Source organism: Anaerotignum sp., from assembly GCF_051877975.1.
In the GTDB taxonomy this organism is placed as follows: Bacteria; Bacillota; Clostridia; order Lachnospirales; family Anaerotignaceae; genus Anaerotignum_A.
Window position 1 is genome coordinate 1 of record NZ_JBJEJK010000034.1, and the last position, 12,456, is coordinate 12,456.

Consider the following 12,456-nt stretch of genomic DNA (forward strand, 5'->3'; position numbering starts at 1 on the left):
TTCTGTGGAAAACAGATAATCTCCCCAAAAAAGCAAATCGGTTTTCGTGTATTTTAATAAATACAGCATAATGATGTGCACTCTTGCATGACATGTTCCGGTGTATATAAAAAAGACCATGGAGTTTTCCATGTTCAAAATGTGGCATACATATTCGTATCCCCTCTTAAATTTAATTCTAAGCAACGTTTATTATCAGTCTACAATTTTCTCGTTTAAGTACTTTGTTCAGATTAAATAATCTCATAAATGGTGATACAAAACAATCGCTCTTTATACTGTGTTTTATCTCACTCTTGTAGCAGGTATTTGCTACTGAAACCGAAGCATCGAAATACATAAACAGTCACTAAATCACAAAAAGCTCTGCCCAGCTTAACCGCTGAATATCCCTTCCCCCAATTCAAACTATAGCAGAAAAGACATTTAAAGTCAAATCTGCCCCGCACCTTGACAATTTAATAAAGCTTTACACCTTCCTATTTTCCCCTTATAATTGTACTTACATAATACAACGAAAGGGGCTGAAAGGATGAAAGATGAAATGAACAGAGATGAAATGATAAATTTTGAAATTGGTTACTATGTAAACTTAATGCGAATTAAAAACGCTGAGCAAAGTACTAATACAGAATTAGATTATCAAATCAAAGTCCAGAAAAACAAACTCTCTGCTTTAGGTGTTAATCACGGTGATTTTGAATTTGACAAATAAATCATAACTATAATTGTAATTACATATACAACGAAAGGGGCTGAAAGGATGAATAATGAAATGGGCATGACAAATGAGCAATACAAAGGCATGTTACTTGATTTACAAGAGGATTGGGAAGAAGTAAAGGAAATGGCTGAAAAATCAGGCAATGAAGAAATTAAAAAATTTGCTGAGAAACAGCTAAATAAAATCACTGAAAAACTCAAATTCTAAATAACCAAAAATTGAAGATGTATGGTCTTACACCTTTTTAAATAACGATGTGAAAGTTATAAAATACAACAGATTCAAGCACTCCTTTCCTCTCAAACTGTTTTTGTTATCATAAAATTACATCTTGATTACCTGTTGATTACCAAAACAAAAAACCCTTGAAAAATCAAGGGTTTCAATAAGCTGCTAACGGGACTTGAACCCGTGACCTCCGCCTTACCAAGGCGACGCTCTACCGACTGAGCCATAGCAGCAAAGGCATAATATTACATCAGCCTATACATAATATCACATACCTTCCGCACCGTCAAGATTTTTTTCTTCCAAAAATTTCTCCAATTTTTTCTTGACCCGCTGCAAGGCGTTATCAATGGATTTTTCCGGTTTATCCAATACATGGGCAATTTCAAAATAACTCCTGCCCTGCAAATACAGCACCAGAACCTTTGTTTCAAAGCTGCTCAGGCTCTTTACCATCTGATTTTCCAAAAAATTCTTATTTTCCTGACCAATGAGCAAAGCCTCCGGATTCAGCAATGCACTGCTGCTGCTCTGCAAAAAATCCATATATGTCTGTTCAGATTCCTCCTCATAAACAGGTTTATTCAAAGAAATATAGGAATTCAAAGGCTGATGCTTCTGCCTGGTGGCCGCTTTGATGGCAGTGATCATCTGGCGGTTCACACAAAGCTCCGCAAAGCTGCGGAAGGAGGCATTCTTTACCTCATTATAATCTCTTACGGCTTTGTACAGACCGATCATCCCTTCCTGGATGATATCTTCACTATCCGCGCCGATCAGGAAATAGGCTCTGGATTTTGCACGCACTAAAGATTTATACTTATCCAGCAGATACTCCTGCGCCGCATCATCCCCATTCTGCGCCATCAGCACCAGTTCTTCGTCCTTTTTCTGTTCATAATTCTGTTCTTTCGTTGTTTCTGCCATATCAAATTCTCCATCGTTGATTATTTCTTCCGCCGCAAGGCTTCAAACCATGCCAGAGATTCCTCATCCAGATGATCTGCCAAAATATTATTTTTCGGCGGTCTGTTTTCAATAAATCTTTCCCGCAATTCTGTTTCCATAGCCTGCACTTCCACCCAAAGCTCCCTTGCGGTCATACGGGTTGCCCCCTGCCCGTAGATAATAAGCTGCTCCAAGCCATCTCCGGTAGCGACCCGCACCTTATAATGCTTCGGCAAAGAGGTCACCACCCGTTCGATATAATGATCGGCGGTCTCGGCTTCCTTGGTATATACAACATAGATATTATTGTATTCGTATACCGTTCCGATGTTGCCCTTCACCAGATAGCCGTCAAACACCAGAATAATGGTGGCTTTACTAGTGCCTTTATAATTGGAAAGGATATCCATCAGCCGCTGCCGGGCGCTTTCCAGGCTGACATCCTCTACCAGTTCTTTCAATTCATCCCATGCGTGGATGATGTTATAGCCATCCACCAGCAAGAACTCCTTCGCCAACAGATTCCCCTCCTTTCTTAAGGTCAAAAACCTTGGGACTCTGTCCCAAACCCTGCTAGGGGAATGATTCCCTTAGCACCCCCATTTGCAACACCATGTACATGTAACGTGCCGCCGAACAGATGCGGCGGTTGCCCAAAGGGCAAGGTTTGCGAAGCAAATCCCACTTGAATATGTTGCGGTATAGGGTCGAGGGGATTATCCCCTCCTGGGGGTATTGGGAGCAATGCCCCCAAGGTCTTTACTTACTATAATTTCTCTGGCGAACGACCTCGTACATCAACAGCGCCGCCGCTACAGAGGCATTCAAAGAAGAAATCTTGCCATACATAGGGATAGAGGCTGTAAAATCACAGTTTTCCTTCACCAGCCTGCTGACACCTTCCCCTTCACTGCCGATGACTAAGCCGATAGGCCCTTTCAGGTTCGTATCAAAATAATCTGCTTCGCCCATATCCGCACAGGCAAACCACAGACCCTCTTTTTTCAGATATTCCATAGTTTTCACGATATTTGTCACCCGGGCTACAGGCATATATTCAATGGCTCCGGCGGAGGTTTTGCCCACTGTGGCATTCAAGCCTACAGAACGGCGCTTGGGAATGATCACGCCATGGGCACCGGCACATTCCGCTGTCCGCAAAATTGCGCCCAGATTGTGGGGGTCTGTGATACCATCCAGCAGGATAATAAAGGGATCTTCTCCCTTTTCTCTTGCCGCAGCCAGAATATCATCCACATCCACATAATCATGGGCAGAGACCAGCGCAATTACCCCCTGATGATTCTTTGTCTGGGAAAGCTCATCCAGTTTCTGGCGGCTTGTCTCCTGGATCACCACGCCTTTTTCCGCAGCCTGCGCCACAATGCGCTTGATGGTACCCTCCACATTGCCCTTCTGTACCAAAATTTTTTCAATATCTCTGCCGCTTCTCAGCACTTCCAGCACGGCGTTTCTGCCTTCCAGCTGGTTTTCGTTATATTCTCTTTCCCGTCTTCTTTCTTTTTCCAAAAGAGACCCTCCTAGCCGTTTTTTCTATACGCCATCTCGACTATCGTCTCGATGATTTTTCTCGTCAAATGGCTGTTTATGCAAGCATAACAGCCGCTTTCCTCGTTATAATACCATAAAGCCGAGGGGAAAGATCACCGTATTTCCCTTCGGCTTTGTTTTGCAGTTATTTGTCCAATTTTCCCGCCATTCCCAGCTTGAACAGCTCCACGGCTCTTGCCTTTTCCCCTTTCAGGTAAAGGTAACCAAAAAGAGCTTCCAACCCGGTAGCATGGCGATAATCCATCAGATCGGCATTTTTCGGCACCGTGAAAGATTTGGCATTGCGCCCCCTGCGGAACACGCCTTCTTCTTCCTCTGTCAATGCGTCCTTGATGCGGTAATACAATTCCGCCTGAGCTTTGGCATTGACCATATCCCGTGCCTTTTTATGCAGCTTATTCACAGGGGCATTGCCATCGGTCAGAACCGTCAGCCGCACCAAAACCTCAAACACCGCATCGCCAATATGCGCCAGAGCAAGGGAGGAATATTCCCGTGGGTCACATTCCCCCTGCCCGCCTAATACTAAATCAAGTTCTTTCAAATCCATGGCTTAGCCTCTGGACCACTGCACACCCTGGCGGGTATCCTTGATGGTGATGCCCATAGCCGCCAGCTCATCACGGATAGCATCAGCCTTTGCAAAGTCTTTTGCTTTCTTTGCTTCTGCTCTCTGAGCGATCAGTGCCTCGATTTTCGCCACTTCTTCATCGGAAACTGCTTCTTCCTTCAGTTCTGCCACGCCCAGAACACCGCACAAATGATCCAGCATATCCTGAATCTTCACTGCAAATTCTTTGGAAGCACCAGCTTTGACTTCGATATTGGAAAAACGAACCAGTTCATAAATCGCGGAAATAGCATCAGCTGTATTGAAGTCATCATCCATAGCTGCTTCAAACTGATCTTTGTAGCCGTTCAGTTCTGCTTCTTTCGCAGCTTCTTCTGCTGTCATCTTTGTATCAGCCGCATTGGCGATATAGAAGCTCAGTTCTTTTCTTGCGTTTTTGATTCTTTCCAGACCATTCTGGCAGGCTTTCATCAGTTCATCACTGAAGTTGATGGGGCTTCTGTAGTGACCATTCAAGATGAAGAAACGGATAACCTCATAAGGGAAGTGGGCCGCAATATCTCTTACTGTGAAGAAGTTGCCCAGAGATTTGGACATTTTTTCGTTGTCCACAGTGATAAAGCCGTTGTGCAGCCAGTATCTTGCAAAAGGCACACCATTTGCCGCTTCAGACTGAGCGATTTCATTTTCATGGTGAGGGAAGATCAGGTCTTCCCCGCCGGCATGGATATCGAAGGTATCCCCCAGATAATGCTTGGACATAACGGAGCATTCGATGTGCCAGCCGGGTCTGCCGTCACCCCAAGGAGAGGGCCAGCTGGGTTCGCCTTCTTTTTTAGGCTTCCACAGAACAAAGTCTGTAGGATTTTTCTTTGCATCATCGATGGCAACACGTTCAGAAGCACCGGCAAGCAGTTCATCCAGATTTTTTCTAGACAGTTTGCCATATTCGGGGAACATTTTTGTGTTGTAGTAAACGGTACCATTGTCCTCATAAGCAAACCCTTTATCGATCAATGTCTGCACCATAGCGATGATGCCGTCCATTTCTTCTGTTACACGAGGGTGAACGGTTGCTCTTTTTACATTCAGGCCATCTGCATCACGGAAGGCTTCTTCAATGTATTTATTGGAGATTTCAGACATTGTTTTGCCTTCTTTGTTGGCTCTGTTGATGATTTTATCGTCAACGTCAGTGAAGTTCTGCACATAGGTTACATCGTAGCCTTTATATTCCATATAGCGTCTTACCGTATCGAATACAACGTAGGGTCTTGCGTTACCGATGTGGATATAGTCATACACAGTGGGGCCGCAAACGTACATTTTTACTTTGCCTTCCTCCATGGGTACGAATTCTTCTTTCTGTCTTGTCAATGTATTATATACTTTCATGGGATTCACACCTTTCCTTTCTAAGACCTGGAGGGCTCTGCCCTCAACTCACCCGGCAGGGAATCACTCCCTGCACCCGTTACGCAAAACTTCGTTTTGCAAACAGGATTTATATATTTCACAGCAAATCTCTCTATTGTACAGTATAACACAAAAGATTGATTCTCGCTGTAAATTTCTCATGTTTTTCAAAATTTTTCTATCCCCCCGCAAAAACGCTAGCTTTTGCAAATAGGGTCAAGGGGGTTCCCCCTTGTAGGGGTCGAGGGGACAAAGTCCCTCGCAGGGCTTGGGACAGAGTCCCAAAAGAAGTTTTAGATCGCGCGACGTTTCTTGTGCCCTGTCAACTGCTCCGGTGCGATAGGAGGGATACGTACCCCATCCTTTCTTACGATCATAACAGGAGAACCAACGGCTGTTACATTGGGAGGCAGATCCTGTGTTACCACAGAACCGGCGCCGACTTTCGTATTGGCACCAATGGTCACAGGCCCCAGAACAATAGTCCCCGCGCCGATCATCACGTTATCCTCTACGGTCGGGTGGCGTTTGTTTTTATCCTTGCCGGTACCGCCCAGTGTCACCCCATGATACAACATGACGTTGTCGCCAATTTCCGCCGTTTCGCCAATGACAATGCCTGCACCATGGTCGATAAAAAACCGCTTGCCGATGGTAGCACCGGGATGGATCTCAATTCCCGTCAGGAAACGAGAAAGCTGAGAAACGAAACGTGCCGGTACCAACAGCCCTTTCTGATACAAACCATGGGCGATCCGATGATTCACCACTGCCCAAAAGCTGGGATATAACAGCACCTCAATGGCACTTTTGAATGCAGGGTCTTTTTCTCTTACAACTGCAACGGATTCTTTCCAAAATTCTTTCAACATATCAAATTCCTCCTAAAGCGATAATAATAGTATGTTTTTTCGGGTACGCCCTGCTGCTTATGCAGAGGGCTTCGTACACACTTCCACACGCTTTCGTTCTTCAATATGTTTTTCCTGCAGGCAGCCAATCGGCTTCCCGTTTTTGCTTTTTTCTTCCCATAAAGCCATTTGGCCCACCTCCTTTTTGGAAATTTTAGAAAGCCCTTTGTATGCTATATGCAAAACTGTCTTTCTCCGCTAAAAATAAAAAATCCGCCTTTGCAAATTTGCAAAGACGGCAATATTCCGCGGTTCCACTTTACTTAGACGGTATCTATGATAACCGCCTCACCTCAATGACTGTAACGTTGTCAACGGATACAGGCTACTGAATCTTCGCCCGTTCAGTTCAGGAACGCACTTCATCCTCCCCATCCTGTAAACGGCTCCCACCCAATGTATCTCAAGGTGGTGACAAGCAAACCCATGCGCCGCATCGGCTCGAATCTCACCGCCTTTCACCAAGGCCGTTATTCTCTGTCAGGTGGATGGAAAAACATCATGGATGTTTCCCAAGGATTACTCTTTTCCATCATCACTTTTTTCTTATTTTGCTTTTTCCTCCAGCAGACAAACTGCGGAGGCGGCGATGCCCAAGCCTGCACCGGTAAAGCCCATGCCTTCCTCCGTGGTGGCCTTCACATTGACCTGATCCACAGAAATCTGCAAGGTTTCTGCGATATTTTCCCGCATCTCTTGGATATGGGGTGCCATCTTAGGCTTCTGTGCAATAATGGTTGCATCGAGGTTCATTATACAATAACCTTTCTCAGAAATCAAGTGTAAAACTTGAGACAATAATTTTCTGCTGTCTGCCCCCTTGAACTGAGGGTCAGTATCGGGAAAATGTCTGCCGATATCCCCCAAGGCCGCCGCCCCCAGCAGGGCATCGGAAATAGCATGGAGCAGCACATCCGCATCGGAATGCCCCAGCAAGCCTTTCTCATAGGGAATCTTTACCCCGCCAATAATCAAATCTCTGTCTTCCACCAATTTATGCACATCATAGCCTGAACCAATCCTCATGCTGTTTCTCCTTTCCATCATATGCAGAGAGAGGGAAAATTCCCCCTCTCTTTTTTAATGTCCTTTATGCTTTTCCCGACGCTTTGCCTGCCTCTGCTGGAATTTCCGTTCCGCTTCTGCCAGCTTTTCCTCTTTGGTTCTGGTCTTCCGCTCCGTTTTCATTTCCTCCCGCAAGGCGGCCAATGCCTGCTGCGCCTTGGTGCCAACGCCTTTTTCGCTCATCTGTTTTCGTGCTTCCCGCTGCATCCGCTTGGGATTTTTCCGTTCTGCGGTGATTTTCTCTCCGCTGGTTTCCCCAAAACGCAATCGCTTCCAGTTCTGCAAGAAAAACGCCTGCACCTCATAATCCTTCGGCTCCGGGCCAAAAACAACCCTTGCCGCCTCCAGATGGTTTCCTTCCTGCCGCTGATAGACCCCGCACCAGAAAGGCTCCTCAAAAAACACCGTGAACACTACCGCAACCTTTTCCATGCTGCTCCCTCCTTTTTTTCAAATGCAAAGAAGGGACGACCATCGTATGCAGGTCATACTCTGGATGGAGGGCTACTGAGGGAAATTTCCCCGCCCGGACTACCAACCGGACTGTGTTTTTATCTTTGCTTTTTCAATATAGCCCGATTCCCGTTCCCTGTCAAGCCTTCCGGCAGTCAGCCTATTTCCGCCCCGTGGAGCAATTTTATATTTCCTGCTTTTTTTCCTTCCAAAAGTGATATACTGATACCAGAGATAATTTTGAAAGGAAGGGAATGCCATGGCAGACACAATGGTTTTTGAAGCCCTGCCCGTTCGTCAGGCGGTTTTGAAACAGATTCTCCCCGCCATTGCCAGCCAGATGATTGCCCTGCTTTACAGCCTTGCAGATACCTATTTCGTCGGCATCCTGAACGCCCCCGCCCAGACGGCTGCCATCACCATCGTCTATCCCTCCTTCGTGATGCTGACCGCCATTTCCAACCTCTTTGGCATCGGCGGCGCCAGTCTCATCGCCCGGAAGCTGGGCAAAAAAGAAACACAGGATGCAAAGGAAGTCGCCTCTATCTCCTTTTGGCTGGGGCTTTTGACGGCGATTCTTTTTTCTCTATCCTTCCTGCTTTTGGCTCGTCCTATTCTGACCCTTTGCGGCGCCACAGAAGCAACCTATCCCTTTGCCGCCGCTTATGCCAAATGGGTGGTCGTTTTCGGCGGTGTCCCCACCATCCTGAATACCCTGCTGGCGAATCTGGTTCGGGCAGAGGGCGCAGCGGCGCAAGCCTCCTTCGGCGTCTCTTTGGGCGGGATTCTGAATATCCTGCTGGACCCTGTTTTTATCCTGCCAAAATTCTTGGGAATGGGTGTCATTGGTGCCGGCGTGGCAACTGCACTTTCCAATACGGTTTCTGCCGCCTATTTTCTGCTGTATTTATATCTTCGCAGAAGGGATACCATCCTGAATATTTCTCCTGCCCATCTGCGCCAGACGGAAAAGCATCTGAAAGCTATTCTTTCCATCGGCTTTCCCTCTGCCCTCCAATATGGGCTGACGGTGGTAGCTGTGGCGGCGCAATCGGCCTTCGTAGCAAAATATGCCACAGAAGCCACTGCCGCTCTGGGTATTGTGAAAAAACTGGATCAGCTTCCCCTCTATTTTTCCATCGGGGTTGCCAATGGTCTTCTGCCCCTTCTGGCCTTTAGCCACAGCGCAGGCAACGAGCTCCGCAGGCGAGAGGCTTTCCGCTTTGGTGCCGCCATTTCCTTTGGCTTTGCTCTGTTCTGTGTGATTATTTACGAAGGGTTCGCGCCACAACTGGCGTCGCTCTTCATCTCCGATCCCCAGACCATCGGCTATGGCGCTGCTTTTCTCCGCCGGATGGTGCTGGCCATGCCCTTTATGGCTCTTTGCTATCCTATGATTATCCAGTTTCAAGCCATGGGCAAAGTTCGGGAGGCTCTCATCACCTCCATCCTCCGCAAAGGCGTGCTGGATGTCCCTCTGCTGTTCCTGATGGATGGTCTGTTTCCCCTGTATGGCTGCATGTGGGTACAGCCTATCGTCGATTTCTTCTCCCTTATTGTCGCCAGCGGATTTTATTTCCGTATGCAGAAAGGAAACAAACATGAAGTATAATGACCTTTTCGATGCCAACGGCATCTTCACCCAAACAGAACATTACCTTCTTCGCCGCATCTTCCCAGAAGACAAACCCTATTATCAGCAGTTGGCAAAAGCAGAAACGCCCCATTTCCTGCAAAGTACTCCTCTTACGGGCGCTTCTGCCCTTGCATGGGAAGATTTGCTGGCAGAAGAACATCTGACCTGTTCCATTCTCGAAAGAGATACACAGGCTTTTTGCGGCTTCTGTCAGCTGCAATGGGTTTTTAGTCCTGCCCCCGAATTGGGCATCGATCTGCTCCCCCTCTATCAAAAACACGGCGTTGCCACGGAAGTCCTGCCTGTTTTTCTTTCACGGGCAAAAAAAATACTGCCCATCGACCATTTTTATTCTAAAATCAAGAAAAACAATCTTCCCAGCCAAAGGCTGGCAGAAAAAATCGGCGGCATCTGTATCGGCGAAAAATCCCTTTTGCCCGCCAATTTCTCCAAGGAAATGGCAGCCTTTGCAGAAAAGGAATTTCCTGATTTCTTTTTCTATGAATACCATTTCCCCGCAAAAAAAGAGTGAGCTATAAAGGCGCATCCAAATAAAAAAACATCTAAAACGGATAAATCTTTGATTTTCAACGATTTATCCGTTTTTTTGCAGAATTGGTCAGTTTTCTTATTTGGATTGTCGCCGGCAGTTCACTCTTTCTCTTTTATTCATGATACTTTGTATATTTTCCGCCCCAGACCACATCCTGATAATTCTTTTGATCTGTGTCGCCTTCTGTACTGATGCAAAGAATCCTAGAATTCTCGTCCAGCTTCAGCAGCTTTTTCCATTCTGCCAACTCTTTATCCATCAAAATATTCGCCATGCAGCCAAAAGCAGCTGCGCCGCTTTCCCCTGCTGTCACCGCTGTATCCCCCTTCTCAGGTGCCGCCAAAATACGCATTCCATCTGCCGCCGCATATTCTGGGCAACGGATAAAGGCATCGGCGTAGCCCTTCAAAACGTCCCAGCCAATGGTGCAGGGTTCGCCACAAGCCAGCCCCGCCATAATGGTATCCATATCCCCTGTTACATTATGCAGCCTTCCATCATCCGCCTTTGCCGTCTGGAATAGACAATCAGCCTTCGCCGGTTCCACGATGACGATGATAGGCTTATCCTCTTGATATAAATTGGAGAAAAACCCGGTCATAGCCCCAGCCATACTGCCAACGCCCGCCTGTAGAAAAATATGGGTAGGCTTTTCGGGGATCTGTTCCATGATCTCATGCCCCATGGTAGTATAGCCCTGCATGATCCAGAGGGGAATGTCCTCATAGCCTTCCCATGCCGTATCCTGCACCACGATCCAATCTTTTTCCTCTGCCATTTTCTGGGCCAGACGTACAGCATCATCATAATTCATATCTGTAATTTCTGCTTCAGCGCCTTCTGCCCGAATGTTTTCCAAGCGTTCCAAAGCACTGCCCTTGGGCATATAGACCACAGATTTCTGTCCCAGCTTATTTGCTGTCCAGGCAACCCCTCTGCCATGGTTGCCATCCGTCGCCGTAACAAATGTGATATCACCGATTTTTTCTTTCGTTTCTTTTGAAAGAATACTTTCTGCCGAAAGCTCCGTGATTTCCTTTCCGATTCTTTTGCCGATCTCATTGGCAATGGCATAGCTTGTCCCCAAAACCTTAAAGGCATTCAGCCCAAATCTCCAGCTTTCATCCTTTATATAAATACTTTTCACCTGTAATTTTTTCGCCAGATTTTGCAAGAAAATCAGCGGCGTTTCTTGGTATACGGGAAAAGTACGATGGAAATTACGAGCTTTTCCAGCCTCTTCCACGCGAAAAGACGAAATATCCTCTCTCCGTTCTGCTGCCCGTTTATTCCATACCAAATCAAAATTTGTGTGTTCCATATTCTTCCCTCCTTTTTTTCATTTTCCTATATCTGTTTTTTTCTGTCAATGCCTCTGTAAAGAAAAAGGCCCCTCTACAAATGAATATTTGAAATACAAAAAAGCGCAGACATTTCTGTCTGCGCTACACTAGGGTAGCAGGATTCGAACCTGCGAATGACGGAATCAGAATCCGTTGCCTTACCGCTTGGCGATACCCCATTATTTAGTAGCGGAGGAGGGATTTGAACCCCCGACACTGCGGGTATGAACCGCATGCTCTAGCCAACTGAGCTACTCCGCCAAAGAAAATGGAAGTTACAGGGCTCGAACCTGTGACCCTCTGCTTGTAAGGCAGATGCTCTCCCAGCTGAGCTAAACTTCCATAAACGACTCAGAAGGGGCTCGAACCCTCGACCTCCGGCGTGACAGGCCGGCGCTCTAACCAACTGAGCTACTGAGCCATATTCAATTTTAAAATTAGTGGGTCTTCAGGGACTCGAACCCGGGACCGTCCGGTTATGAGCCGGATGCTCTAACCAACTGAGCTAAAGACCCAAAGAGTGCCACATACGATATAAAAGTAAGCCGATGATCGGACTCGAACCGATAACCTGCTGATTACAAGTCAGCTGCTCTGCCAATTGAGCCACATCGGCTTATTGAATTCCGGCGACCATCTACTCTCCCAGGCAGCTGCCCACCAAGTACCATCGACCGCCTAGGTCTTAACCGTCGTGTTCGGAATGGGAACGGGTGTGTCCCCTAGGCGCATCATCACCGGAAATATTCATGATCCGTGCGGGATTCGAACCCGCGTTACCGCCGTGAAAGGGCGGTGTCTTAACCCCTTGACCAACGGACCATATATGGAGTTTGTTTACAAACTCCAAAGCATTTAGCTTCTGAAACTCCCCGAGCGGGACTCGAACCTGCAACCCTCCGGTTAACAGCCGGATGCTCTGCCATTGAGCTATCGAGGATTAGTATATTGGGCTATGCCCCCATAGCGAACCTTCGTTTCGCTATGTGTCTCACACCTTCAAAACTGAATACACGTGAAAGCTTTTATAGTTTAT

13 protein-coding genes, 9 tRNA genes and 1 rRNA gene are annotated in these 12,456 nt (G+C 46.7%); 4 read left to right on the forward strand and 19 right to left on the reverse strand.

From position 1 onward, the window contains the following. The first annotated feature begins 532 nt into the window (after nt 1–532). Both ACI39P_RS05715 and ACI39P_RS05720 read left to right on the forward strand, forming a co-directional pair. Nucleotides 533–715 carry a hypothetical protein gene (locus ACI39P_RS05715; RefSeq protein WP_439719720.1) on the forward strand — a complete coding sequence of 61 codons (183 nt, stop codon included), beginning with the start codon at nt 533–535 and terminating at the stop codon, nt 713–715. A 48-nt stretch (nt 716–763) separates the two neighbouring features. Further along, a complete protein-coding gene (locus tag ACI39P_RS05720; RefSeq protein ID WP_439719721.1) occupies nt 764–931 on the forward strand; it encodes a hypothetical protein in 168 nt (55 codons plus the stop codon). A 181-nt stretch (nt 932–1,112) separates the two neighbouring features. Here ACI39P_RS05720 and ACI39P_RS05725 read toward each other — a convergent pair. The 9 genes from ACI39P_RS05725 to ACI39P_RS05765 all read right to left on the reverse strand — a co-directional run bounded on the left by ACI39P_RS05725 (nt 1,113) and on the right by ACI39P_RS05765 (nt 7,867). Beyond that, nucleotides 1,113–1,185, reverse strand: a tRNA-Thr gene (locus tag ACI39P_RS05725). Nucleotides 1,186–1,219: 34 nt separating this feature from the next. Further along, entirely contained in the window at nt 1,220–1,879 is a 660-nt protein-coding gene (gene sigH, locus ACI39P_RS05730; protein ID WP_439719722.1) for an RNA polymerase sporulation sigma factor SigH, read from the reverse strand. Between the two features lie 20 nt (nt 1,880–1,899). After that, on the reverse strand, nt 1,900–2,418 hold the full coding sequence (locus tag ACI39P_RS05735) for an NYN domain-containing protein (protein ID WP_439719723.1): 519 nt from the start codon (nt 2,416–2,418) through the stop codon (nt 1,900–1,902). Nucleotides 2,419–2,659: 241 nt separating this feature from the next. Then, nucleotides 2,660–3,430 (reverse strand): 23S rRNA (guanosine(2251)-2'-O)-methyltransferase RlmB, encoded by a 771-nt coding sequence (rlmB, locus tag ACI39P_RS05740; RefSeq protein WP_439719724.1) that lies wholly within the window; start codon nt 3,428–3,430, stop codon nt 2,660–2,662. 166 nt (nt 3,431–3,596) lie between these two features. Then, nucleotides 3,597–4,022 (reverse strand): Mini-ribonuclease 3, encoded by a 426-nt coding sequence (locus ACI39P_RS05745; RefSeq protein ID WP_439719725.1) that lies wholly within the window; start codon nt 4,020–4,022, stop codon nt 3,597–3,599. A 3-nt stretch (nt 4,023–4,025) separates the two neighbouring features. Next, on the reverse strand, nt 4,026–5,438 hold the full coding sequence (gene cysS / locus ACI39P_RS05750) for a cysteine--tRNA ligase (protein WP_439719726.1): 1,413 nt from the start codon (nt 5,436–5,438) through the stop codon (nt 4,026–4,028). A 314-nt stretch (nt 5,439–5,752) separates the two neighbouring features. Continuing rightward, nucleotides 5,753–6,331, reverse strand: a complete 579-nt coding sequence (gene epsC / locus ACI39P_RS05755; protein WP_439719727.1) for a serine O-acetyltransferase EpsC — start codon at nt 6,329–6,331, stop codon at nt 5,753–5,755. A gap of 585 nt (nt 6,332–6,916) precedes the next feature. Then, entirely contained in the window at nt 6,917–7,396 is a 480-nt protein-coding gene (gene ispF / locus ACI39P_RS05760; protein WP_439719728.1) for a 2-C-methyl-D-erythritol 2,4-cyclodiphosphate synthase, read from the reverse strand. 54 nt (nt 7,397–7,450) lie between these two features. Further along, on the reverse strand, nt 7,451–7,867 hold the full coding sequence (locus ACI39P_RS05765) for a YjdF family protein (RefSeq protein ID WP_439719729.1): 417 nt from the start codon (nt 7,865–7,867) through the stop codon (nt 7,451–7,453). 280 nt (nt 7,868–8,147) lie between these two features. On the opposite strand from ACI39P_RS05765, the gene ACI39P_RS05770 reads away from it, so the two are divergent. Next, nucleotides 8,148–9,500: an MATE family efflux transporter gene (locus tag ACI39P_RS05770; RefSeq protein WP_439719730.1), complete on the forward strand. Its 1,353-nt coding sequence runs from the start codon at nt 8,148–8,150 to the stop codon at nt 9,498–9,500. Next, nucleotides 9,490–10,056 carry a GNAT family N-acetyltransferase gene (locus ACI39P_RS05775; protein WP_439719731.1) on the forward strand — a complete coding sequence of 189 codons (567 nt, stop codon included), beginning with the start codon at nt 9,490–9,492 and terminating at the stop codon, nt 10,054–10,056. Before ACI39P_RS05770 ends, ACI39P_RS05775 begins: the two co-directional genes overlap by 11 nt. 133 nt (nt 10,057–10,189) lie before the next feature. On the opposite strand, the gene dpaL is transcribed toward ACI39P_RS05775, so the two are convergent. The 10 genes from dpaL to ACI39P_RS05825 all read right to left on the reverse strand — a co-directional run bounded on the left by dpaL (nt 10,190) and on the right by ACI39P_RS05825 (nt 12,360). Further along, nucleotides 10,190–11,398: a diaminopropionate ammonia-lyase gene (gene dpaL / locus ACI39P_RS05780; protein ID WP_439719732.1), complete on the reverse strand. Its 1,209-nt coding sequence runs from the start codon at nt 11,396–11,398 to the stop codon at nt 10,190–10,192. A 129-nt stretch (nt 11,399–11,527) separates the two neighbouring features. Next, nucleotides 11,528–11,599 (reverse strand) — tRNA-Gln (locus tag ACI39P_RS05785). An 8-nt stretch (nt 11,600–11,607) separates the two neighbouring features. Continuing rightward, nucleotides 11,608–11,681: transfer RNA gene (locus ACI39P_RS05790), tRNA-Met, on the reverse strand. 8 nt (nt 11,682–11,689) lie between these two features. After that, nucleotides 11,690–11,762: transfer RNA gene (locus ACI39P_RS05795), tRNA-Val, on the reverse strand. A gap of 5 nt (nt 11,763–11,767) precedes the next feature. After that, nucleotides 11,768–11,841 (reverse strand) — tRNA-Asp (locus ACI39P_RS05800). 20 nt (nt 11,842–11,861) lie between these two features. Further along, nucleotides 11,862–11,935 (reverse strand) — tRNA-Ile (locus tag ACI39P_RS05805). Nucleotides 11,936–11,963: 28 nt separating this feature from the next. Then, nucleotides 11,964–12,036 (reverse strand) — tRNA-Thr (locus ACI39P_RS05810). Between the two features lie 8 nt (nt 12,037–12,044). Further along, a 5S ribosomal RNA gene (gene rrf, locus ACI39P_RS05815) occupies nt 12,045–12,162 on the reverse strand. Nucleotides 12,163–12,170: 8 nt separating this feature from the next. Beyond that, nucleotides 12,171–12,242 (reverse strand) — tRNA-Glu (locus tag ACI39P_RS05820). Nucleotides 12,243–12,288: 46 nt separating this feature from the next. Next, nucleotides 12,289–12,360: transfer RNA gene (locus ACI39P_RS05825), tRNA-Asn, on the reverse strand. Between the last annotated feature and the right edge of the window lie 96 nt (nt 12,361–12,456).